Annotated in this window: 20 protein-coding genes; 11 read left to right on the top strand and 9 right to left on the bottom strand. The window is 36.1% G+C overall.

What is annotated here, in order from left to right; translation table 11 throughout:
- Positions 1 to 309 precede the first annotated feature (309 nt).
- The 3 genes from truA to sucD all read left to right on the top strand — a co-directional run bounded on the left by truA (position 310) and on the right by sucD (position 4,089).
- Positions 310 to 1,068 (top strand): tRNA pseudouridine(38-40) synthase TruA, encoded by a 759-nt coding sequence (gene truA / locus I5M32_RS14510; protein WP_200587632.1) that lies wholly within the window; start codon positions 310 to 312, stop codon positions 1,066 to 1,068.
- Positions 1,069 to 2,865, top strand: a complete 1,797-nt coding sequence (locus I5M32_RS14515) for an ABC transporter ATP-binding protein (RefSeq protein ID WP_200587634.1) — start codon at positions 1,069 to 1,071, stop codon at positions 2,863 to 2,865.
- A gap of 351 nt (positions 2,866 to 3,216) precedes the next feature.
- Positions 3,217 to 4,089, top strand: coding sequence for a succinate--CoA ligase subunit alpha (gene sucD / locus I5M32_RS14520; protein ID WP_200587636.1), 873 nt, complete (start codon positions 3,217 to 3,219; stop codon positions 4,087 to 4,089).
- A gap of 216 nt (positions 4,090 to 4,305) precedes the next feature.
- On the opposite strand, the gene I5M32_RS14525 is transcribed toward sucD, so the two are convergent.
- Positions 4,306 to 4,611 (bottom strand): helix-turn-helix transcriptional regulator, encoded by a 306-nt coding sequence (locus I5M32_RS14525; protein ID WP_200587638.1) that lies wholly within the window; start codon positions 4,609 to 4,611, stop codon positions 4,306 to 4,308.
- The gene (locus I5M32_RS16760; RefSeq protein WP_317193141.1) at positions 4,608 to 4,853 is read right to left on the bottom strand and encodes a type II toxin-antitoxin system RelE/ParE family toxin; all 246 of its coding nucleotides are present in this window, start codon (positions 4,851 to 4,853) and stop codon (positions 4,608 to 4,610) included. The genes I5M32_RS14525 and I5M32_RS16760 overlap by 4 nt, the downstream gene beginning before the upstream one ends.
- A 316-nt stretch (positions 4,854 to 5,169) precedes the next feature.
- On the opposite strand from I5M32_RS16760, the gene I5M32_RS14535 reads away from it, so the two are divergent.
- The gene (locus I5M32_RS14535) at positions 5,170 to 5,895 is read left to right on the top strand and encodes a DUF4397 domain-containing protein (RefSeq protein WP_200587640.1); all 726 of its coding nucleotides are present in this window, start codon (positions 5,170 to 5,172) and stop codon (positions 5,893 to 5,895) included.
- Between the two features lie 145 nt (positions 5,896 to 6,040).
- Entirely contained in the window at positions 6,041 to 6,448 is a 408-nt protein-coding gene (locus tag I5M32_RS14540; RefSeq protein WP_200587642.1) for an OsmC family protein, read from the top strand.
- Between the two features lie 303 nt (positions 6,449 to 6,751).
- Here I5M32_RS14540 and I5M32_RS14545 read toward each other — a convergent pair whose 3' ends face one another.
- Positions 6,752 to 10,501: a metallophosphoesterase gene (locus I5M32_RS14545; protein WP_200587644.1), complete on the bottom strand. Its 3,750-nt coding sequence runs from the start codon at positions 10,499 to 10,501 to the stop codon at positions 6,752 to 6,754.
- The gene (locus I5M32_RS14550) at positions 10,491 to 11,396 is read right to left on the bottom strand and encodes an SdiA-regulated domain-containing protein (protein WP_200587645.1); all 906 of its coding nucleotides are present in this window, start codon (positions 11,394 to 11,396) and stop codon (positions 10,491 to 10,493) included. Before I5M32_RS14550 ends, I5M32_RS14545 begins: the two co-directional genes overlap by 11 nt.
- Before the next feature lie 96 nt (positions 11,397 to 11,492).
- On the opposite strand from I5M32_RS14550, the gene I5M32_RS14555 reads away from it, so the two are divergent.
- Entirely contained in the window at positions 11,493 to 12,686 is a 1,194-nt protein-coding gene (locus I5M32_RS14555; RefSeq protein WP_200587646.1) for a Pycsar system effector family protein, read from the top strand.
- On the opposite strand, the gene I5M32_RS14560 is transcribed toward I5M32_RS14555, so the two are convergent.
- Complete coding sequence (locus I5M32_RS14560; RefSeq protein WP_200587647.1) at positions 12,670 to 13,296, bottom strand: DUF2652 domain-containing protein; 627 nt, start codon at positions 13,294 to 13,296, stop codon at positions 12,670 to 12,672. The two genes, I5M32_RS14555 and I5M32_RS14560, sit on opposite strands and share 17 nt — an antisense overlap.
- Before the next feature lie 25 nt (positions 13,297 to 13,321).
- Positions 13,322 to 13,777 carry an SsrA-binding protein SmpB gene (gene smpB, locus I5M32_RS14565; RefSeq protein WP_200587648.1) on the bottom strand — a complete coding sequence of 152 codons (456 nt, stop codon included), beginning with the start codon at positions 13,775 to 13,777 and terminating at the stop codon, positions 13,322 to 13,324.
- A 198-nt stretch (positions 13,778 to 13,975) separates the two neighbouring features.
- Between smpB and I5M32_RS14570 the strand changes: the two genes are divergently transcribed.
- Positions 13,976 to 14,806 (top strand): Type 1 glutamine amidotransferase-like domain-containing protein, encoded by an 831-nt coding sequence (locus tag I5M32_RS14570; RefSeq protein ID WP_200587649.1) that lies wholly within the window; start codon positions 13,976 to 13,978, stop codon positions 14,804 to 14,806.
- A gap of 5 nt (positions 14,807 to 14,811) precedes the next feature.
- On the opposite strand, the gene I5M32_RS14575 is transcribed toward I5M32_RS14570, so the two are convergent.
- Complete coding sequence (locus I5M32_RS14575; RefSeq protein WP_200587650.1) at positions 14,812 to 15,297, bottom strand: D-glycero-alpha-D-manno-heptose-1,7-bisphosphate 7-phosphatase; 486 nt, start codon at positions 15,295 to 15,297, stop codon at positions 14,812 to 14,814.
- A gap of 356 nt (positions 15,298 to 15,653) precedes the next feature.
- Here I5M32_RS14575 and gltB point away from each other — a divergent pair, with 356 nt between their 5' ends.
- Together gltB and I5M32_RS14585 are read left to right on the top strand one after the other, a co-directional pair.
- On the top strand, positions 15,654 to 20,174 hold the full coding sequence (gene gltB / locus I5M32_RS14580; RefSeq protein ID WP_200587652.1) for a glutamate synthase large subunit: 4,521 nt from the start codon (positions 15,654 to 15,656) through the stop codon (positions 20,172 to 20,174).
- Position 20,175: 1 nt separating this feature from the next.
- Positions 20,176 to 21,657: a glutamate synthase subunit beta gene (locus I5M32_RS14585; RefSeq protein WP_200587654.1), complete on the top strand. Its 1,482-nt coding sequence runs from the start codon at positions 20,176 to 20,178 to the stop codon at positions 21,655 to 21,657.
- 363 nt (positions 21,658 to 22,020) lie between these two features.
- Here the strand turns inward: I5M32_RS14585 and tnpA are convergent, their stop codons facing one another.
- Both tnpA and I5M32_RS14595 read right to left on the bottom strand, forming a co-directional pair.
- The gene (gene tnpA / locus I5M32_RS14590; RefSeq protein WP_200587656.1) at positions 22,021 to 22,482 is read right to left on the bottom strand and encodes an IS200/IS605 family transposase; all 462 of its coding nucleotides are present in this window, start codon (positions 22,480 to 22,482) and stop codon (positions 22,021 to 22,023) included.
- 14 nt (positions 22,483 to 22,496) lie between these two features.
- Positions 22,497 to 22,853, bottom strand: a complete 357-nt coding sequence (locus tag I5M32_RS14595) for a hypothetical protein (RefSeq protein WP_200587658.1) — start codon at positions 22,851 to 22,853, stop codon at positions 22,497 to 22,499.
- A gap of 132 nt (positions 22,854 to 22,985) precedes the next feature.
- On the opposite strand from I5M32_RS14595, the gene I5M32_RS14600 reads away from it, so the two are divergent.
- Together I5M32_RS14600 and I5M32_RS14605 are read left to right on the top strand one after the other, a co-directional pair.
- Positions 22,986 to 23,891, top strand: coding sequence for a WD40 repeat domain-containing protein (locus I5M32_RS14600; protein WP_200587660.1), 906 nt, complete (start codon positions 22,986 to 22,988; stop codon positions 23,889 to 23,891).
- 42 nt (positions 23,892 to 23,933) lie between these two features.
- Entirely contained in the window at positions 23,934 to 24,467 is a 534-nt protein-coding gene (locus I5M32_RS14605) for a DUF3833 family protein (RefSeq protein ID WP_200587662.1), read from the top strand.
- Positions 24,468 to 24,697 lie beyond the last annotated feature (230 nt).

Here is a 24,697-nt window from a genome sequence, read left to right on the forward strand (position 1 = left end):
AACCGATTACACCTTTACAATCATAACAGAAACCGATTACCGATTACCTGTCCATCGCCCTAAGGAGAACCGATTACACCTTTACAATCATAACAGAAACCGATTACCGATTACCAGTCCATCATCATAGAAAGAATCGATTACACCTTTCCAATCATAACAGAAACCGATTACCGATTACCAGTCCATCATCATAAAAAGAACCGATTACATCTTGCCAATTCTAAAAGCCACAGATTACAACTGCAAACTTAAAAAATCCTTCACATAAATTTCTTTGTAAAAAGCATTTTGGGTTAAATTTGCTGCTTGGATAATTTTGATCGTTATTTTTTAGAGATTTCTTATAAAGGTACAGCTTATCATGGTTGGCAAACCCAACCCAATGCCATTACCGTCCAAGAAGTTTTAAACAAAGCATTACATACTTTTTTTAGAAAACCTATTGAAACCTTGGGTTGCGGTAGAACAGATGCAGGAGTTAATGCCACACAGTTCTATCTCCATTTTGATTTAGAAAATGACATTGCTGAAACAGATTTTTCAAATGTCATTAAATCTTTAAATGGTCTGTTACCTTATGATATTGCCATAAAAAATATCATTAAAGTAAAAAATGACGCTCATGCCAGGTTTGATGCCGTTTCACGTTCTTACCAATATCATATTCATTTTAATAAAAATCCTTTTAAAACAGAAACAAGTTGGCTGGTTAGGGATCAATTGAATGTAGCCTCTATGAACTTTGCGGCTGCCATTTTAATGCAATATGAAGATTTTGGAGCTTTCTGTAAAGCCAATGCAGATAACTTTACCAATATTTGCAAAATCACAAAAGCAGAATGGGAAGTAACTCACGAAGGATTAATTTTTCACATATCGGCAAACAGATTCTTAAGAAATATGGTTAGGGCAATAGTAGGTACTTTGGTAGAAGTAGGTAAAGGGAAACTAAAATCTTCAGATTTGCACCTGATCATCCAAAGTCAAAACCGTTCATCGGCAGGGGCATCTGTACCTGCTTGTGGCTTATTTTTAACATCAGTAAAATATCCATACATCAAATAAATGGCAAGCCAAGTAACCGGGAAAACATACGATTGGGGATTGCTTAAAAGGGTAATGTCTTATGCAACACCCTATAGATCAAAGTTTTTTTGGTCGGTTTTACTCACTTTGTCTATCGCTGCAATTGCTCCGGTTCGTCCGTTTTTGATTCAGATTACCTTAGATAAATATATCTTTTTTAACGATGCCAGCGGATTGCTGCAAATGGTTTTATTGATGGTTGCTTTGTTATTAGCACAAACAGGCATACAATATTTCCAGACTTTTTTAACCAATTCTTTGGGGCAATCTGTTATCAAAGATCTAAGGATGGATGTTTTTAACCATATTACCAAACTCCGTTTAAAATATTTCGATAAAACACCCATTGGGCAGTTGATTACCCGTACCGTTTCAGATCTGGAAACCATCGCAGATATATTTAGCGAAGGTTTGATTTCCATCATCGGCGACAGCCTAACCGTTATTGCCATTATTGGGGTAATGCTTTATCAAGATTGGCGCTTAACCCTGATCATTTTAATACCGATGCCTTTTTTGATGATAGCTACTTATGTTTTTAAAGAAGCGATAAAAGTTGCTTTCCAAGAAGTTCGCACTCAAATATCATTGATCAATACTTTTTTACAAGAGCATATCTCTGGGGTAAGTATCATCCAATATTTTGCAAGGGAAGATCAAGAGTTTAAGAAATTCAATGATATTAATGAATTGCATCGCGATGCGCATATACGTTCTAACTGGTATTATTCTATATTTTTTCCTGTGGTGGAGATTATATCTGCACTTTCAATCGGGTTATTGGTTTGGTACGGATCAAAGAGCATTTTAAATAACCAAGTTTCGCCGGGCGTGGTAGTGGCTTTTATTATGTACGTAAATATGTTGTTTACGCCTATTCGCCAATTGGCAGATAAGTTTAATACCTTACAAATGGGCATGGTGGGCGCCGATAGGATTTTTACGGTATTGGATACCAAAGAGAAAACTTTAAATGAGGGCAAGCTTAGGCCGATGAATTTAAAAGGGGAGGTAGCTTTCAAAAACGTTTGGTTTTCTTACAAACAAACAAACGAAATGCCCAAAGATGACGAATGGATTTTAAAGGATATTTCATTTGAGGTAAAAGAAGGAGAAACTTTGGCTTTGGTTGGTGCAACCGGAGCTGGTAAATCATCTACCATCAATATTTTAAACCGTTTTTATGAGATCAGCAAAGGCCAAGTAACTATTGATGGCATTAATATTTCTGATTTAGAACTTAAATTTTTACGCTCGCAAATTGCTACGGTTTTGCAAGATGTTTTCTTGTTTTCTGATACCATACAAAATAACATCAGCTTAAATAATCCGGATATTACCCTAGAACAGATTATTGCGGCCGCAAAAGATGTTGGTGCACATGATTTTATCATGAGGTTGCCCGGTGGTTACCAGTACGATGTGCAAGAACGTGGCGCAACTTTATCTGTTGGGCAAGCGCAATTGATTTCTTTTATTAGAGCTTTGGTTTATGATCCTAAGATATTGGTTTTAGATGAGGCAACCTCATCCGTAGATACAGAAACAGAAGAATTGATACAAACTGCGATAGAGAAATTGATGACTGGCCGAACTTCTATCGTTATTGCCCATCGTTTATCAACCATTCAAAATGCCGATAGGATCATCGTTTTAGAAAAGGGCGAAATGATGGAAATGGGAACCCACCAAGAATTGTTGAAATTAGATGGTTATTATAAAAAGCTTTACGATTTGCAATTTAGCTCTGGTGGTATAAATAAAACAGAAACCTAGTTGGTTTCCATAATATAAGTGCGGTTAGCGATAGCAATGGCAGCGCAGCCTGTAATTTGGGTAGGCTTTTTTTCTGTCATCCTGGGCATTGTCGCTCTGAGCAGGGTCGAAGGACAGAAAAAAAGCTATAGTGGATAACACGCCTGTACGGGCAAGAATGTTAAAACTCCCAAATCTTTAATTTAAACTTCAAATTAATTCATCAAAAACACCCAATTTTTTTAAAAACGCTCAATTTTTATCAAAACCAATCCAATTTTACACTTAACTGAATTAAAACCTTAATTTTTCTTTTTTAAGCTTTGAGATTCTTGTTCATTCTGTTAGCTTTGCCCTACAAAAAAAATAAAAATGAGTGTTCTAGTTAATAAAGATTCTAAAGTTATAGTTCAAGGTTTTACGGGTAATGAGGGTACTTACCATGCCACCCAAATGATCGAGTATGGAACCAAAGTTGTTGGTGGCGTAACGCCGGGTAAAGGTGGGCAAACACATTTAGATAAACCTGTTTTTAATACCGTTAAAGATGCGGTTGATAAAACTGGAGCAAACGTTTCTATTATTTTTGTACCGCCAGCATTTGCCGCAGATGCCATTATGGAAGCCGCCGAAGCTGGTATTAAAGTAATTGTTTGCATTACCGAAGGTATCCCAACTAAGGATATGATCATAGTAAAAGAATATATCACGGGTAAAGATTGCCGTTTAATTGGCCCTAACTGCCCAGGAATTATTACTGCCGATGAAGCCAAGATTGGTATTATGCCGGGTTTCATATTCAAAAAAGGTAATGTAGGTGTGGTTTCTAAATCTGGTACTTTAACTTATGAAGCTGTTGATCAAGTTGTAAAAGCCGGTTTAGGTATTACCACTGCCATTGGTATTGGTGGCGATCCAATTATCGGTACGCCTACTAAAGATGCGGTAGAATTATTGATGAACGATCCAGAGACTCACGGAATTATTATGATCGGTGAGATTGGCGGTAGCATGGAAGCCGAAGCTGCTATGTGGATCAAAGAAAATGGCACTAAGCCAGTTGTTGGTTTTATTGCCGGGCAAACTGCACCTGCTGGGCGCAGAATGGGGCATGCTGGTGCTATTGTTGGCGGTGCCGATGATACTGCAGCGGCAAAAATGAAGATCATGAGAGAATGTGGGATTACCGTTGTAGAATCTCCCGCAGAAATTGGAGCTGCAATGGCAAAGCTTTTAAAGAAATAAAAAAGAAATAAAATAGATGTTTAAATCATTTAAAGGTCGGCTATGTAAGCTGGCCTTTTTTGTTTCAGATCATTTATCGGTTTGGAAATTTGCGCAGAAATGGCATTGCTTGCAGAACCTTTGTAGTACCGCACATAACTAAATAATTAACGAATGAATTAACGTAAACCACCGTCAGCCATTTTTGTGCAAATTTACGGTTAGCGGTAGGCGTTTTTATCCAAAAATTAAATTTATTCGTTTTCCAAGTCCAAACTCAAAAATTCTGTAAAGCGTCGAAAGTTGAATGTCGCATTTTCCGTTTTCTAGTCTAGAAATATAACTTTTCTTTGTTCCAACTTTGTCAGCCAATTGCTCCTGCGTCATATTTGCTTCTTTTCGGGCTTCCTTCAACATTTCGCTAATTACAAAATATTGAGCTTTTTCCTCAAATTCATCCCGCTTTTCGGTCCCGATTTTTCCATATTTAATATCTAATAACTCGTCAAAGTTTTTAGCATTTCTTAGGTTTTCTTTGTTCATGATTTTTCCTTTTTAGAATTGAAATATTCGTTTTTTAATTTCGATGCCAAGTCGATTTCCTTTTTCGGTGTTTTCTGGGATTTCTTTTGAAAGCCGTTGAACAGGACAACTAAATTTCCTTTGTCAAAACAGCAAAATATTCTGTAAATATTGCTTTCAAATTCAATTCGTATTTCGTAAAGCCCGTCGGTCCCTGTCATGTGGCCAAGGAATTTTTTAGGAACATTTTGTACAGTTCTCACAATCTTAAAAACGTATTAAATTTTTTCTTGCGCTTTTTCGGTTTGCTCCAAATAGAAGTCAGTGAAATAGTATTCATAAAAAATGATTTGTTTTTGAGAATTCATTGCGTAATGTTAACTCAAAAGTTATCGAATTCCAAGTTTGCAGATATTTAATTGCGGTCGAGATTTTTTGTACGCTTACCGCTAACATATTTATAACCGCAATAAATTAAACCTAATAATGTTGTAATGTTCTTTTTTCAAAAAAATGACAATTGATTGTAGCGAAACAGATGATAGTTTCGTTTATAACTAGTACAACAATTATTAAGATATGAAAAATTCAATTAAAATCTCTAAAAAGAAATACCTTATCCATGGCTTAGCGGCAATTGCCTTAATGTTCTCGTTAAGTTCTTGCTTAAAAAATAATAATGATAACGCAACGCCAAATATTGCGGCATTGTCTGTAATCCATGCAGCACCCGGTTTGCAATCGTTTGATTTTGTGATCAATAACCAAAGGGTTAATTCTGCCCCCTTCAATTTTTCTGAGCGTTTGCCTTACTTCAATATTTATGGTGGCAACAGGACCTTCGGGATCTTTAAAGCAGGTAGCGCAGATAGCATCAAAACCGGCAACTTTTTAGCAGAAAGCGGCAAATTCTATTCTATTTACGTAATTGGGCAAGCAACAGAACCACAGTTTTTGATCTTAAAAGATTCATTAACAGTCCCAACGGTAGGTAAAGCCAGGGTAAGGTTTCTAAATTTAAGCCCAGATGCACCCGCATTAAGTTTAAGTTTAAAAAGTACTTCAAACCCCTCAGATTCTACCCTTTTTTCTAACCAAACTTATAAATCTCAAAGTTTGTTTACAGAGATTGATGGGGGTAAAACCTACAGCTTTACCACTAGGTCTAACAGTGAAACTGCCGTTGCCACTTTAGATAACGTAAACATAGAAAGCGGTAAAATCTACACTATCTGGAGCAAAGGCTTGATCAGTTCTACAAATGATACCACAAAAGTAGGGTTAAAAGTACAACAGAATTATTAACAACAAATGATCAACTAAGCGGTCTCAAATCCTCAACTTTATTGGGTCAAGGGTTTTGAGGCCGTTTTTTATGTTCTATAAATTTATCGGGATGGCTTTAGCCTTAACTTTTGCCTAAATGATTAGCTTTGGGAAAAATAAAATTATGGCAACTTCTAAAGTGATTTATAACGGCGGCCTAAGAACCACCTCTACCCATCTACAATCGGGCAAAGAAATTATTACAGACGCACCGATAGATAACCAAGGCAAAGGCGAAGCTTTTTCGCCAACAGACCTTTTGGCAACATCGTTGGCCAATTGCATGCTCACCATTATGGGTATTGCCGCGAATACGCATCAGATCAATATCCATAATACAACGGCAGAAGTAACCAAGGTAATGGCTGCCGATCCAAGAAGGGTTTCTGAAATTCATGTTAATTTCAAATTTCCTAAAGCGGCAGATTATTCTGATAAGCAAAAGAAAATTTTAGAGAACGCCGCATTAAATTGCCCGGTGCATTACAGCTTGCACCCAGATATAGACAAGAAAATCAATTTCGGGTGGTAAATTTTTTGAAAAGCAAGGCTAGTGCAAAACAATTTAAGCTAGCCCTGCTTTTTGTTGCAATCTTTTAATTTTTCCCAAAAAAAAATAAAAGGATTTCCACTCCAATCAGGTTTATTTAACACAGGCAATCCTAAAATAATTTTAATCCTAAATGACGTAATTTTGAGGATAAAGCGAAGGACAAGTCTTGATACTCATATCTTGCTTCTTGTCTCTAACCTCTTGCCTCTAGCCTCTAACCTCTAACCTCTTGCATCTAACCTCTTGCCTCTAACCTCTTGCCTCTAACCTCTTGCCTCTAGCCTAAAATCTAAACCCAAAATCAAAAGAAATCAATTTACTTTCCCTAGAAAAGCCATAGCCTGCAGAAACCAATAACTTATTGTAAAAATTGATATATAAACCTGGGCCAAAACCTTGGTGCCAATCTCTGCTCTCTGCAAAATTATTGCGCACTTTTGCTATATCGTAAAAGCCATAAACCCCAAAATCGCCGGTAAAAATATAGTTTCTAAAAGAAGATACAGGCAAACGAACCTCGGTATTGGCAAAATAGGCCGATTTTCCAGAGAAACGCTCGTTTCTAAACCCTCTCAAATAATCTCTGTTGCCAATGGAGTTTGCTTGGTAAAATTTGTAGCTGCCAATATTGGTCATTGCGCCCAATCTTAGCGCAAAAGTAACCGGGAAAGTTCCGTTTGGTGTAGCGTAGAACGAAGCCATAGAGCTTAAATGAAGGTATTTGTCGCTTTCTCCTTTAATCTCGGCAAAGTACTCGGCAGCGTTTTCCCATTTAAAGCCAGTTTTTGGCATTTTATCATTATCAACAAAACTGAAATTTAAGTAAGATTTTAAGCTTAAAAATTTAGCGGGGTTGGTAAAGCTTAAGTTTAAGGTAGCTAAATAATTAGGGTCAGAGTAGGGGATTATCCTAAAATAATCGAAACCAGGGCCGATGCCAAATTTTATATCATCAGATATATGGTATTGGAAATAAGTGGCCACATTAATGGTTTCTGATCTTACCCTGTAAAAATTTATTTTATCGTCAATGTTTTGGGTACCGTTACCAATGCCGTAATAATTAAATTTATAGGCCGGGCCAGAATAGCTGCTTTTTACCACCAAATCATATTTATGGGCCAAAAGATCATAAAAGGTAGCATTGTATTTTGCAAATAAACCTTTAGTGGTTAAAGAATGTAACAAAGAAAATTTTTCTTCATAACTATATGGTTCTTTTCTAAAACCATAATGCTTTACGTTATAAACCAAACCTAGCAAAGGGCCGTCTTTCCCGTTTCTATAATCGGCATTTAAAAAAGGCGATTTTTTATCGTAATTAAAGTTGTTAGGTAAGTATTCATTTACCCAATCTTTATCAGATTTTCTAACATCTGTATTACCGGCCGTTTTAAAAGTGGTATTAAGATTATCAAAGAATATAGTTTTGCCGTTTTCGGCATCATCTGCCAAATAATCTTTCTTTTTGCCACCAACAACCCTAATTTTTATCGGATAATCTGATTTCCCTTTGATCACCAAACTATCGGTATCATCCAATAAATAAAAATTAAGTTCATGAGTATCATCGTTATTAAAAATTCTATTGTAAATTATTTTATCAATTTTACCATCTTTTTTGGTTTTGTACATGGTAACTGCCGTACTGTCTTTTTCTCTGTCAATATTCAAAAATTCATGTTTATCAGAACCAGAAACGGTTACTTCTTTGGCCAAGGTTTTATAATAACTTTTGGCAACATCAACCAATTGGTCTCTTCTCGATTTTAATTTTGCAACAATATCATCTCCGGATAGGGCATAAGCTTCTTTTGGCATTTGCCTAACCGAGTTTTCTATCACTTTATCAGTTAATTCCTTTTGCATTTTTTTGGCAATGCTAATCCAATCTTGGTAAGTCAGCTCGTTTAATAATCGCCTGTCTAGATTTCTAGCAGAGGTAGAGAGTTTTGCCGGGTCTTCAATTTTGAACCCAAAATTTTGCACATCTGGGATTGCTTTTGAGGCCAATTTGGGGAGCAAACCATCAAATTTTGTAAATACTTGGTCTCTATCTCTTGGTATAGGTTTGTAAACGGCTCCTTTTCCTTTATTTTCAAACTCTGCCCAGCGCCATTGGTCTTCATGCCTGTCCCAATCGCCGATCAACATATCAAATAACCTAGCGGTTAAAAAGCTTTTTTGATCAACGCTATTATCATTGTCTTTTTTTAGCTTCTCATACATTGTTTCTGTGCTTACCGCATTTTTTGTGTATCCAAACTCTTTGAATGCAGATAAATCTTCATCGGGCCTTATTTCTATAATACCTATACGGCCACCAATTTGTTGCAGATAAGGGCCTAATAGCCTAGAGTAGGGCATATAAACAACTTTCGGGTCTGTATGGAAAACGCCAATTGCAGCAGCCATGCCGGGGATTGCTAAAGCCCCGTAGGGATGTGCCGAAGAAATTTGGTCTTGCACTATGTCATCTGCAAAGGTAGGCCTAAAGCCTTCTGGCAATAGCGCAGATGGATCTTTGTCTATGGTTCTAAATTGATATTGGATTTTGTTTTTCCCTTCTAAACGCAAAGAAGTGGTTTGGTGGCCGCCGCCCAATTGTAAGGGTTTTAATCCACCGGCAAATTTTGTTAGGTCTAAATAAGGGATGGTAATTGGTGTAGCCCAAACTGTTCTGTAATGCTCGCCAAAAACCCACTGCTTAAATTTAGATGCCTTGTACCTCTCACCAACGGCAACAAATTTTGTACTGTCGCTATAGTTCTCTTTTTTTTCTGCAATTACCTCTTTTTTGCCAGCTGGTAAAGAATATAACGGGGACCTATACATCAGTTTACCTTTGCTGCCATCGCCAACAGGCTCCCAAAACTCTACCCAGCATTGTCCGTTACTGTAATAGTTTAATCTTGCAAAACCTTTAGTGCCGTGGCCAAATAAAGCACCATTACCTTTAGATAGGGCACTATTTTTACTCCCTGCCCCGCTTATAACTTGGTGTATGTTTTTATAGGGAGTTAGTTGTAAGGCGTGTTCATGGCCTGATGCTATAACCAAACTTTTTTCATCGTTAAAAGTTGCCAATAACCTATTTTTCAAATCTTGGTAGTGTTTGTTAGAAATATCTTCCCTAGATAAACCGTATTGCCTTAAAAGTGGGTAAAGAGAACCTAAACCGGGAAGCGGAATATAGAGGTTATCCCTAACCAATGTTAAAGGGAACATATAATCTAAAAAAGTAAAATGGCCACCATGTTTGCCATTAGAGAAAAGCGGGTGGTGTTCTGTAAAAACTATGTTTTTTCCTTTGTTCCTGATTAAAATATCTTTGATCTGTGCAATTAGTTGATCATCGTTTTCTACCGAGCAGCCTTGCTCATGGCGGTCTGATCGGTGATATGGCGTTAACCACCATTCGCTATCAATAGCTATGATTACCAAATTGCCATTCATTTGAATCTCTACGGGGCCTGCGCAGCCGTTGGTGGGCAAAAAAACATCGGCACTGTCTAAATAATTCTCCACAAAATCTTCCTCTCTTTTTAAGGTCTCTAAACCATCAGGATGGCTTTTATCCCAATCATGGTTGCCGGGAATAAAAATTTTCTTGCCCTTAAAGTCCTTAACCACTTTCATCTGCTCAATAATATATTGCTCTTTCAGCTTACGATCTGGCGCATCGGGTTTTGGCATTCCGTGTTCGTAAATATTATCTCCCATAAAAATTACGGCATCTTTTGGGCTAGAGGTTACTTTTACGGTAGTATCTGATTTATCGGCCGAAAAAACGGTATCCGTTTGATACATCTGAGATTGCAACAACTTTAAAGTTGGCTCTTGCTGATCAATATCGGGCTTGCCCACATCCCCAATTAAAAAAACAGTATAAGAGAGAGAAAGGGAATCTGGGTTGTTTGCTTTTTTCCAATCTTTTTCGCTTTTGGCATAAAAAGGTTTATAGGTGGTACAAGAGAAATAAAATAGGCTAATAGCTACTAGGCCAATGGTTTTGGTAAATTTATTTTGCATCTAATTTTTTTATTTTAATGATATTTGCCGGATGTTTATGACCCTCGTTTGATATGAATAATTCTCCTTTACTATTAAAAGCCATGCCCTCTGGCTGGCTAAAGGCTTTGCCGTGAAATGGGATGATCTGTTTTATGGTATCTGCTTTAGACATTACCACAATAATATTATTGATAGAAGAAAGCACATATAGATCTTGTGTGCTTGGTTTAAAAGCTAATGCAGTAGGTTTTATTATCTCATTTTGGTTCTCGTTACCAACGGCTCTTAAAAACCTTTTAGATATTTCGGTTAACTTATCTCCTTCAAAATGTTTTTCTATGGTCTCAAACTTTATTTTATAGGCAGGTATGGTATTAAATTTCTTGGTGTTCAAAGAAAAAGCGTAGATATTCTTTTGTTTTGCCTCATCATCGTCTTTTTCTAAATTCTTTTCTTTTACAGACATCAAAATGCTGTTGCTATCTTCATCATAAGCCAAACCTTCTATATCATTTTTGCTTTTTAAGGGGGTTTTAAATTTTGTTACCATTGGTTTTGATTTAAAGTTGGCAACCTGATAAATATCTCCCTTGCTTTCTAGCACAAATAAATCTTTTTTTACTCTCAAGATGTCTTCATAATCGCCATCGCCTGCAAATCTGAAAGTATTGATAGTTTTATTTTTGTTAAGATCATAATAGTAGATCAAACCATGTTCGTCTTCAATTGCGGCCACAATGCTATCGGTTATAAAGGTAAATCCAGATATTTCTTTAAGCTCTCTGGGCATCTCGTAAACCTCATAATCATCACTAAAAATCCCTTCTCCTTTTTGCTCATCGTTGAATATTTTTGTAGGATCAATACAGGCAGTTAAAATCAAAAAAGATGATAGTAATAAAAATTTATGCATTTTGGAGTAAAAATTGTGAATTAAAAGTTTGTAGAATTTAATCAAAACTTATACCATCCTTTGATTTAATATTAAATTGGTTTTTTAAAATTAATTATGATCGCAAAACATACCGAAGAGGAAATCTCTAAACATATTTTTAAACTTTTTAAAGAAGAATTAAAAGAGACCTATATCTATCATAATTTTGCCCATACCAAACAAACCGCAGATACGGTTAAAGAGTTAGCAGAGGCTTATGAACTGGCACCAGACGAAAAGGAAGATTTGATCATCGCCGCTTGGTTCCATGATTCGGGCTATACCAAAAGCCCAGAAAATCACGAAGAAGAGAGCATTAAGATGGTTAAGGAATACCTTGGCAAGGGTTTCCCCGAAAAAAGACTGGAAAATATTTGCAATTTGATTTTGAGTACCAAGGTAGGGAACCAACAGAAATCTTTAAGCGAAGAGATCATACATGATGCCGATTATGTGAACATGGGCAAAAAGAAATTTGAAGAAAGGGCCGAGCTTTTGAGATGTGAATGGGAGAAAATCAACAATAAGATTTATTCTGATTTAGAATGGGCTCAATTACAATTGGAGTTTTTAATATCTAAAAGATTTAAGACTTCTGTTGCGGTTGCCAAATATGGAGGCAGAAGAGAAAAAAACATTAAGAAGCAAAGAGAATCTATCGAAAAATCAAAAAACGACCAGTATAAGATACACCTAAAAGAAGAAAGCACCAAAGCAAAGGTAGAGAAACTAGGAAGGGGTATAGAAACGCTATACCGATCGGTTTATGGTTACCACATGGAGTTAAGCTCTATGGCTGATAAAAAGGCCAATATTATGATCAGTATAAATACCATTGTTGTTTCTGTGATCATTACGCTCTTTGGATCGGGATATACATTTGGAGATTCTGAAGGCTTTAGGCATGTGCGTTTTGTTTTCCCGATGTTACTTTTGGTGATCACAAGTCTTATTTCTGTAACCTTCGCCATATTGTCTGCAAAGCCAAATATCACCACAAAACAAAAGTTTGAGTTGCAGAACAAGGATAGTAGCGTATTGTTCTTCGGCAATTTTGCCCAATTAAAACTGAACGAATTTGTTGCACATATTAAAAGCTTAAAAGAAGAAAAAAATGATCTTTATGATAGCATGACGGTTGATATTTACCATCTAGGGGGCGTGTTGATAAAGAAATATAAATTGTTGAGCTGGTCTTACAACATTTTTATGTGCGGTTTGATATTGTGTGCCATCGGTTTCTTAGGGATTACTATTTATTCTTATTAAAATCTTTACACTCTGGCAAAGCTATGTAAGAATAATAGGTTACGCCAAAGTGATCGTATTTGTCTTTCCCACGTTTCAATTTTTCCCAGTTAAACCAATTTTTAACCACTTTTTTATCTCTTATTTTTTCAAGATAATTATCTGTGAGTAATATATAACATGGTACTGCTATACTGTTTTTCAAAAGTTTATGCACCAAAATAACATCTTCGCCCAATAATTTTACCCTTCCTTGTATTTTGGTGATGTTGATATGCCCATAATGGATAATTATTTTTATACCTAATTGGTTTTTAGCCAAATATTTCTCGTAATTTTTATTGTCGTTCTTTTCAAACGATGCGATTACATCGTTAAATGTTTCAAAAATCACGGTGCATTGCTTGGCTATTTTCCCAACTGCTGGCAGTCTTCCCGTTCTGTAAAAAAATATAGCATCGCCCTCAATTTCGGCTACGTTCATCTCTAAAATGTTTGCAGCAATTACTTTGTTCAAAAGCGCAGTAATAACCTTGTTGGCAAACTCTGGATCGGTAGAAGTCATAAACCTAGTAAAACCGGTAAGATCTGGGATGCAGAAGAAAACCGGGAGCGTAGATTTTTTATTCATTTATGGCTTATTAGGTTTTAATTGATCAGCTAAAGTTTTTCATTGCCTTGTCCATTTCCCGCTTTACATCTTTTTCTTTTAAAGCATCTCTTTTATCAAAAGATTTCTTTCCCTGGGCTAAAGCTATTTCCATTTTTGCAAAGCCTCTGTTACTGATAAAGATTTTAAACGGAATTACGGTTAAACCTTTATCCTGGCTCTTAACCAATAACTTTTTTAATTCTTTTTTTGTTAGCAAAAGCTTTCTGTCTCGTTTTGCCTCGTGGTTATAAAAAGAACCGTGAGAATATTCAGAAATATGCAGGTTTCTCACATATAATTCTTCGTTGATGAAAGTGCAAAAGGCATCACTGATGTTTGCTTTCCCTTCACGTATAGATTTAATCTCTGTACCTAAAAGTTTAATTCCGGCTACAAAAGTTTCTAAAAAAAGATATTCAAAACTCGCTTTTTTGTTCTTGATGTTAATATCTGACCCCATTACTGTTTTATATTGCTGCAAAGATAAAATTAAATTCTAGCCTAAGTTTTACCAAGGCTTACAACAAATAGCAAACCTAAATTATTTAACCCAATTTTTACCTTTCTTAATTTTCGGGCATATTTATAATTCTTAATATTGGGGCTTTTAATAAAATAAGGCAATTATTTGCGTTTGTTTAAAAATGCTTTTTTAAGAATGAAGAAATCAATGTTTTTTTTGATGATGATGGGGCTTTTGTTAAAAGCTGAAACACAATCACAAATATACCCAAAGGGGAATCTTTTTTTGCTTGGCGGTGATCTAAACGGCAATCTAGCAGAGAAACTGGTAGAGGTATCACAATTGGGCCTACGCGACCATATTGTTGTTTTGCCAACTTTATCACAACAACCCGATTCGGTTTTAGAAAGCATCAAAAACCAATTTTATAAAGTTTGTGCCAACAAAGTAATCCAATTACAGTTTGATGAAGTTAATATCCATAATTTAACCATGTTAGATCAATTAGGTACCGCCAAAATAATTTTGGTTTTAAACGGAGAGAACAAAAGCTTTATGGATCTTGTAGCAAAAACTCCAATTTATGATGCCATTAAAAGGGCGTATAAAAACGGAAGCACAATTTCTGGAGGTAAAAGTTTATGCAAATACATGATCTCTGAAAAACAACAAAGGGTAGATTCTTTAACTAATGACAAAGTGAGGGCGCTGTATGCAGATAATATTGTATTTTATGGTGGCTTTGGCCTCACAGATTCTATAATCGTAACCACAAATTTTGTGAATGATAGTAAATACAATCAATTATTATCTGCAGTTTATGAAAAACCAAATTTCGATGGTATAGGTATTGATGATGGAACCGCTTTATTTATCCATCAAAACATGGCTAGGGTTTATGGTGATGGCCAGGTAATTAAAATAGCAAATCCCTTAGGCCTAGACGTTAACCAAAAAGGATTGATTAAGTTTCAGAATATAGATTTTAGTGTTTATACAGATGGCGATTCTTTTCGACTACGATGATTTTTCTATTTGATCAAATGTAAAACCTCACCTATTGGTTGGTCTATATCTATCTTGATCCCCGTTATCCCGGCTGCTTCAGCCGCCTCCACATCCGTAAACTTATCGCCTATAAAATAAGAGGCAGCAGCATCCAGGTTATGGTCCTTTATCCCTTTTAGCAACATACCGGGCTTAGGTTTTCTGCAATCGCATTCTCCCGTAAAATTGGGGTGGTGAGGGCAATAGTAAAAACCGCTGATCGTAATGCCGTGTTTAAGGTAATCTGCACTTAAATGATCATGCATTTTATTTAAAGTTGCCTCGGTGTACCAGCCTTTTGCCAAACCGCCTTGGTTAGTGGCAACCAAAATCAAGTATCCCCGCTTTTGCAATTCATTTAAAGCATCATAATTGTGTGGCAAAATTTCAAAATCTTCAAACCTGCAAACATAATCCCCAAGTTCTTTATTTATTACACCATCTCTATCTAAAAAAACCGCTTTTTGCATGCTATTAAATTTTCGTTTTTGCGAAGATATAAAAATAAATCTTCTGTAAATCTTACGCCAATTAAAGAAAACATACCCAAATTAAAAACAGTTCATTTTTTAAAATTTTTATGCTCATCACAGAAAAATTTGATGTTTTTGATCATAAATTGCCGTTTTTATATTAAAAAGGATAATTTTAAGCTTAACTGATTTTTATTAATATGTTAAAAATAAAACTTCAAACGCCTTTCTTGCTTAATATATTTATATTATAGGATATTATAAATTATCAAATATTCAAAAAAACGCATATACTTCAATATTTCTCATAATTTCCCTATTTTGCTTTTTCAACCCAACTAAATAATATTTTAATGAATCAACCAATTCTTACACAAGAAGGTTTATACAACTCAAAATTTGAACATGATGCTTGCGGTACCGGATTTATCACAAATATCAACGGAAAAAAATCACATCAAATCATTGTTGATGCACTTACCATGCTCGAAAACATGGAGCATAGGGGGGCCTGCGGTTGCGATCCCGATAGCGGAGACGGAGCTGGTATCATGGTACAGATCCCGCATGAATTTCTTCTCGACGAGTGTACCAGCCTCGCCATTGATCTAAAGGAACCAGGGCATTATGGTGTAGGTATGATGTTTATGCCTAAGGATTCCCATGCAAGAAAAGCCTCAAAAAAAATCATAGAATCTTGTGCCAATAAGCTTAACCTCCCTATTTTGGGTTATAGGAAAGTACCGGTTAACCCCGAAGTGGTTGGCGAAACGGCAAGAGCGGTAGAGCCATTTGTAAAGCAAGTATTTATTGGTAGGCCTCAGCATATTTTGGATAATGATGATTTTGAGAGAAAATTATACGTTTTAAGAAGATTGATAGCAAAAGAAATTAAAGAAGAATTGAAAGATGCTTTTGGCGATTTCTATTTTGCCTCTTTATCTTCTAGGGTTATTGTTTATAAAGGGCAGTTAACCACCTATCAAGTGCGCCAATATTATGCAGATTTAAGAGACGAACGTTTTGTTTCTGCAATGGGGATGATCCATTCTCGTTTTTCTACCAATACTTTCCCATCTTGGAAATTGGCACAACCTTTTAGGTATATGTCTCATAATGGAGAGATAAATACACTTACCGGTAATTTGAATTGGTTTTATGCTGCGGTAAGATCTTATGCCTCGCCTTTTTTCAGCAATGAAGAAATGGAGATGATTTTACCCGTTATTGATGATAACCAATCAGATTCTGCCTGTTTGGATAACATTGTTGAAGTTTTGATGCACTCTGGCAGATCTTTGCCCCACGTAATGATGATGCTGGTGCCAGAAGCTTGGGACGGAAACGAAGCAATGGACCCGATCAAAAAGGCATTTTATGAATTCCATGCAACATTGATGGAACCTTGGGACGGGCCGGCCGCCTTAACATTTACCAATGGTAAATTAATCGGTTCTATCTTAGATAGAAATGGTTTGCGTCCGCTAAGGTACGCCATTACTAATGAAGATACTGTTATTGTAGCTTCAGAAGCGGGTGTTTTACCTTTAGATGAAAAAAAGGTGTTGAGAAAAGGCAGGTTACAACCGGGTAAAATGTTCTTGATAGATACCGAGCATGGTAAAATTATTACCGATGATGAGATAAAACATCAAATCGCAAGTCGCCAGCCCTATGGCACCTGGATAGAAAATTATAAAATCAGGATGGAAGAATTGCCCGAGCCTAGGGTGTCTTTTACCAGTATGTCTAAAGAATCTGTTTATCGTTACCAAAAAGTTTTTGGCTATAGCCGAGAAGATATTGAAACGATCATTAAACCGATGGCATTGGATGGTAAAGAACCAATTGGCTCCATGGGTACCGATGTTCCTTTGGCAGTTTTATCAGATCGTCCGCAACATATTTCTAGTTATTTTAAGCAGTTCTTTGCTCAGGTAACCAATCCACCGATCGATCCAATTAGAGAACGTTTGGTAATGAGCTTGGCAACTTTCATAGGCAATAACGGTAATATCTTAGATGAGGATAAAATGCACTGCCATTGCGTAATGCTTAGCCAACCAATTTTACAAGATAATGAATTAGAGAAACTAAGGAGTATTGATACCGGCTTATTCCATGCCAAAACATTACAAACTTATTTCAAAGCCGATGGACTAGATGGCTCTTTACAAAGAGGCATTGAAAGACTTTGCCGCTACGCGGAAGATGCGGTAAATGACGGTTTTGAAGTTCTGATATTATCAGACAGAGCCATTGATTCTGAACACGCACCGATCCCTTCTTTATTAGCAGTTTCTGCTGTTCATCATTATCTTATTAAAAAAGGATTGCGTGGCGCAGTGGGTTTAGTGGTGGAAGCCGGAGACGTTTGGGAAGTTCATCATTTTGCTTGTTTATTGGCATTTGGTGCAACGGCGATCAATCCTTATTTGGCTTTGGCATCCATCCATGCACTTAAAGTGGATGATAAATTAGAGACCGATCTAGAAGAAAAGAAATTGGTTAAAAACTATGTGAAATCAGTTTGTGATGGTTTGTTAAAGATATTCTCCAAAATGGGTATTTCTACCTTGCAATCCTATCATGGTTCACAAGTATTTGAAATATTAGGAATTAACAGCGAAGTTGTTGATCAATATTTTTGTGGAGGCGTAAGCCGCATAGGTGGTTTGGGTTTAGATGAAATTGCTCGCGAAGCATTATCAAAACACATCAATGGTTTTAAAGGAGACGCAGAACATTTATTGCCAGAAGGTGGTATCTATCAGTGGAAACGTAGGGGCGAAGCGCATTTGTTTAACCCAACTACGGTTCATTTATTGCAACATTCTACTAAAACTGGCGATTATGACACCTATAAAAAATACGCTCATGCCGTAAATAACCAAAAAGAAAGAATGTACACTTTACGTGGATTGCTAGATTTTGCGAAACACAGAGAGCCAATTTCTATAGATGAGGTTGAACCAGCAGAGAATATCATGAAGCGTTTCGCCACAGGGGCGATGTCTTTCGGGTCTATCTCTCATGAAGCACACAGTACTTTGGCCATTGCCATGAATAGGGTAGGAGGTAAAAGCAATACAGGCGAAGGTGGCGAAGATGAGATGCGTTATGAAACCATGGAGAACGGAGATTCTATGCGTTCGGCTATTAAACAAGTTGCATCAGGGAGGTTTGGTGTTACCATCAATTACCTAACAAATGCAGATGAGCTACAAATAAAAATGGCTCAAGGAGCCAAGCCTGGAGAAGGCGGACAGCTTCCTGGGCATAAAGTGGATGATTGGATTGCTAAAACCCGACACTCTACTCCGGGTGTAGGGTTAATTTCTCCTCCTCCACATCACGATATTTATTCTATCGAGGATTTAGCACAGCTGATTTTTGATTTAAAGAATGCAAACAGAGCAGCAAGGATCAATGTGAAATTGGTTTCTAAAGCTGGTGTTGGCACCATTGCAGCAGGTGTTGCAAAGGCACATGCCGATGTAATATTAATTGCAGGTTACGATGGTGGTACAGGTGCATCTCCTTTAAGTTCTGTAAAACATGCTGGTTTACCTTGGGAACTTGGTTTAGCAGAAGCACACCAAACTTTAGTTAAAAATAAATTAAGAAGCAGGGTGGTGCTACAAACCGACGGTCAATTAAAAACCGGTCGTGATTTGGCAATTGCCGCCTTATTAGGTGCAGAAGAATGGGGCGTTGCCACAGCAGCTTTGGTTGTTGGGGGTTGTATCATGATGCGTAAATGTCATTTAAACACTTGCCCGGTTGGTGTGGCCACACAAGATCCAGAGTTGAGGAAATTATTTACAGGTAAGCCAGAACACGTGGTTAACCTGTTTAAATTTATGGCGCAAGAGTTACGTGAAATCATGGCCGAATTGGGCTTCAAATCTATCAATGATATGGTAGGTAGGGTGCAATTCTTAAAAATGAAAGAAGGTATTACCCATTGGAAAGCCAAGAAATTAGATTTTTCTGCCATTTTACACCCAATGGCTTATCCAAAAGGGATGACGCTTTATAATAGTGAATCGCAAGATCATGGTATGGATAATATCATCGACTGGAAATTACTAGAATCGGCAAAAGCGGCATTAGAAAGTAAAACACCTGTTTTCGGTAATTTTGAATTAAAAAATACAGATAGAACGGTTGGTACGGTTTTATCAAACGAAATAGCAAAGAAATATGGTTCTGCTGGTTTGCCAGATAATACCATAAACTTCAAGTTCTCTGGTTCTGCAGGGCAAAGTTTTGGTGCTTTTGCAGCAAAAGGAATCTCTTTTGAATTAGAAGGGGAAGCAAATGATTATGTAGGTAAGGGTTTGTCTGGAGCGCAAATTGCCATTTATCCTTCAAAAGAAGCTACATTTACTCCAGAAGAAAATATCATTGTTGGAAACGTTGTACTTTATGGGGCAACTTCTGGCGAGCTATTTATTAGAGGGCAGGCAGGCGAACGCTTTGCGGTTAGAAATTCTGGCGCAACCGCAGTTGTTGAAGGTATTGGCGATCACGGTTGCGAGTACATGACGGGTGGTAAAGCCTTGATCATCGGTAAAACAGGAAGGAATTTTGCTGCTGGTATGAGCGGTGGGATTGCCCTGATTTACGATGTTGATGGCGATTTTGTAGATAACTGTAACCGAGAAATGGTTGATTTGGACCCTTTGAACGTAAAAGACGAAGAATTGATCATTAAACTTTTAAAGAAACATTACCAATTAACGCAAAGTGCAGTAGCTAAATTTTTGATTGAAAACTGGAACGATGAATCGGCAAAATTCATTAAAGTTTTCCCTAAAGAATTTAAAAAAGTATTGTCACAAAAGCAGCAATTAGAATCAATTTATTAAGATGGGAAAACCAACAGGATTTAAAGAATACGGAAGAGAACTTCCACAAAAAGTATCGGCAGAAGAAAGAAGAAAAAATTATAAAGAATTTGTTGGGATGTATTCCGATGAAAAACTCAATCAACAATCTGCCAGATGTATGAATTGTGGTATCCCGTTTTGCCATAATGGTTGTCCGCTTGGGAACGTTATCCCCGAGTTTAACGATGCCGTTTACAAGAAAAATTGGGAAGAAGCCTACAAAATATTAAGTTCTACCAACAATTTCCCCGAGTTTACGGGTAGAATTTGCCCTGCGCCTTGTGAAGCAGCTTGTGTTTTAGGGATCAACAAGCCCGCAATTGCTATTGAAGAAATTGAAAAACACATTATAGAGATTGCTTTTGAAAAAGGATATGTTAAACCATACCAGCCCATATTAAAAACAGGGAAAGAAGTTGCTATTGTTGGTTCTGGCCCAGCGGGTTTAGCAGCGGCAGTACAACTGAATAAAGTAGGGCATAAAGTTACCGTTTTTGAAAGAGATGATGAAGCTGGTGGTTTATTGCGTTACGGCATCCCTGATTTTAAACTGGATAAAAACGTAGTTAAGAGAAGGATAAAGCTGATGGAAGAGAGTGGTATCGAATTTAGGTGCAATACAGAAGTGGGCAAAGATATATCAGCCAATGGTTTGGTAAACGATTTCGATGCTGTTGTTCTGGCCGGTGGTTCTACAGTTCCAAGAGATTTGCCTATACCCGGTAGGGAATTAAAAGGGGTTTATTTTGCCATGGAGTTTCTAAAGCAGCAAAATAAACGTGTTAGCAATATTAAAGTTGTTGATGAAGAAATTTCTGCAAAAGGAATGGATGTTGTTGTGATTGGCGGTGGTGATACAGGGTCTGATTGTGTAGGGACCTCTAACCGCCAAGGTGCAAAATCTATTACCCAATTTGAGTTGATGTTTCAGCCACCAAAAGAGCGTACGGATAATATGCCTTGGCCACAGTACCCAATGTTATTGAAAACCACAAGCTCTCACGAAGAAGGTTGCGAGCGTTTTTGGGGCATTAATACCAAAGAATTTATTGGTGATGGTAAGGGGAATTTAAAAGAGCTAAAAATTGTAAACGTAGAATGGGAAACAGATTTTTTAGGTCGGCCAATTAAGTTTAAAGAAGTTGAAGGGACAGAAAGAATTATCCCTTGCCAACGTGTGTTCTTAGCGATGGGCTTCTTAAACCCACAATACGAAGGGATGATACAGCAATTAGGTTTAGAATTAGACGGGCGTAAAAACGTAAAAGCTATTGAAGGTGATTATAGAACAAACGTAGATAAGGTTTTTGCCGCAGGGGATATGCGCAGAGGCCAGTCTTTAGTGGTTTGGGCAATTTCTGAAGGTAGGGAAGCCGCTAGAAAAGTAGATCAGTTTTTAAACGGAGGTTATTCTACTTTAGAAAGTAAAGATGCCATCAATTTATTTGAGGAAGCGTATTAAAATAATAATATTTATTACAGAGCCTCACAAATTATTTGTGGGGCTTTTGTTTTGTAATAAAATCTTGAATTATTTACTATTTGGTTTATTAAAATGTCATACCTACGGCATTCTAATTCTACCAAAATTACATCCCTAGGGGATTTTAGACAAATAGGTAAACGTTAAATCGATAAAACCATTATTTATATTTCATTATCAACCTGTTCAAATGCAATAATGGCGAAATCATTAAATATTTTATAATCAATCATAAAGAAAAACCCCATCGGGGTAACATTACGGTAGATTTTGGTTTACCAACAACATCGGAAAACCCCATAGGGGTAATATTATGGTTAATTGGAATATATATTTTGATTATTAATCATAAAATTCAAAGAGATATTCATTTTTAAATTCTATTTCAAATTTTTCTAAAAATTCTAAATATTCATCTTTAAATGTTTTTTTGGAGTGGTGCTGCTCTTGGTTTAGAATATAATTTATTACATTATTTCTTTGGGAACGAGAATAAGAAAATGCACCATAACCTTCTTGCCAGTTAAATTTTTCTTTTAAAAAGTTTTTTTCATTAATCCATTTTGATGAATTTGCTTTTAATTCCCGCATTAAATCTGAGACTTTAGTGTTAGGATTTAATTCAAAAAGCACATGAACATGGTCGCTCCATCCGCCAATAGCTAAAGGAAAGGCTCCAATATTTTTCATTATTCCCGACATATATTTATGTAATTCATCTCGGAAATTTATATCAATAAAATTTTTTCTCCCTTTAACGGCAAAAACACAATGAATAGTTATCTGAGAATAAGTGTTTGCCATTTTTTAAAAAGTAATTAGATTTCCTCATTATTCCTAACCAATAAATACCATTCGTTTTCAAGTTCTAAAAAGCCATTATCATAACAAAAAATATAATTTGAACCATTTTTGGTTCGATAGTTATGGGTATGGTAATTAAAATTATAACCCTCTTTGATCAATTTAGATTTCGTAATTTTAGATTTACCATCTGGATTTAAGGTATTTAGGATTTTCCAGTTTTTGAGCAAAATCTGGTTTATTTTTTTTATTTGTGGATGCTCGGTAGCTTTTATCCTATTATTGTAATTAGAACGACATTGGTCATCGCAAAATTTTTTATCGGCCCTGCCCTTAATGTTGTTACCACAATCTAAACATTGTTTTTCCATTATAAACTCCTTTTTACTAATATAAACTTAATCAAAATCTTATGATTTAAGTAAATATAGATTTTAGCTGTAAAAACTATTGTTAAAGTATGCGAGCAAACAAATTTTATCTTTGCCATAAATAACGTTAAAATGAAAGCTAAAACCCTACCCGGACATGGTAACCCTATTTATGCAGTTGTTGCACACCCAAAACTAGATTTATTTTACACGGCCGGTAATGATAAAGGTATAGTAGAATGGGATCTAATTTCTGGTTTGCATACAAGAGTTTTTAATGATGTAAAAACTACGGTTTACAGTTTAACAATTAACCATGAATTAAATCTTTTGATTGCCGGTTGTAAAGATGGAAGTATTTGTTTCTTTGATCTTGAATCTGGAAAATTAACAAGTTTTACCAAAGCAGGTGAAGCAATTTTCGATTTAAAATATATTGCCAATAAAAAAGAGATTATTGCAAGTACAGATAAAGGAGAAGTTCTGATTCTTAGTCCATTAACACGGGAAATAATTCATAAGTTCCAATCTGGAAATGATAAAATTCGTTCTTTGGCTTACCATGAAAAATTAAATTTAATGGTAACAGTTTCTAATGATGAATGGATAAGAATTTATGCTTTAGATGATTATACTTTTGTTACTCAATTTAGAGGACATGAAAAGGGTGTTGGTTCTGTTGCTTTTACAGCTGATGGAAAGTTTTTGATCACTGGTGGGCGAGATGCGCATTTAAAAGTTTGGGATATAAACGATTGGGAATGTAAATATAGTTTTGCAGCCCATCTATTTGCGATTTATCAAATAGCCGTTCATCCCAATTTACCTTATTTTGCTACAGCAAGTAGGGATAAATCTATTAAAATATGGCGTACAGAAGATTTCTCTTTATATAAAAACCTTAGCATAGATAAGGCAAAAGAAGGCCATCTGCTATCTGTAAATGATCTTTGTTGGAGTTCTGATGGGAATAAATTGTTATCCGTTGGTGATGATAAAATGGTTAAGATTTGGGATTTTGATGAATTGGATAATTAGAAAACACCAATTGGGTGGCATGGTTAATGATTATCCGAAAGCATGAAAATTAAATACTTACCTGCATTATTAATTCTTAGTTTTTTAGCAAGTTGTTCTAGTTTAAAACCTGAAAGCTTTCAAGGTAGTGAGCCTCAGCTTGATTTGATGAAATTTTTTGCTGGTCATACACATTCATCAGGTGTGATGGAAGAGAGAAATGGCAAACCTTCAGAAAATATAATCACTAAAACAACAGGAACATTTGCTAATGGTGTTTTAAACATGGAACAAGATGTGATTCCGGAAAATAGCAAGAAAAGCCATCGTAGTTTTAAATTAAAACGTATTGATGATCATCATGTAGAAAGTACGGGTAGCGATATAAGTGGTAAAACAATTGGAACATTTTATTGCAACTACTTTACTTGGGGCTACCGCTTAAAGTTATCAGGTAAAGGCTTAGTAAAGCATGTGAACATCAAACAGTATATGTATTTGATGGAAGGTGGTAAAACGTTAATTGTCCGTAGTGTTTTTAGGAAATTTGGTGTTATTGTAACAGAGATCACTGAACAGTTTCATAAAGATGATTGATCCTAAAATTTTAATAATTAGCTCTTTATATTGCGGCAGGGATGGTAAGGGCGGAGTGCAACGACGGTTAAGTTTTTTTTTCAAAAACTTAACGGTACCCCTGAACAGCCCGTTAAGTCGCCCAAATTATTAAAAATATGAGCTATAAAAAAAGCCCGGGTAATGTTCCCCGAGCTATGATTATTTAATGTTTGTATTTAACTTTCAGCTTTTGCCTTCAGCCTTCTGCT

The organism is Pedobacter segetis (assembly GCF_016623585.1).
GTDB classification, from domain to species: Bacteria; Bacteroidota; Bacteroidia; order Sphingobacteriales; family Sphingobacteriaceae; genus Pseudopedobacter; species Pseudopedobacter segetis.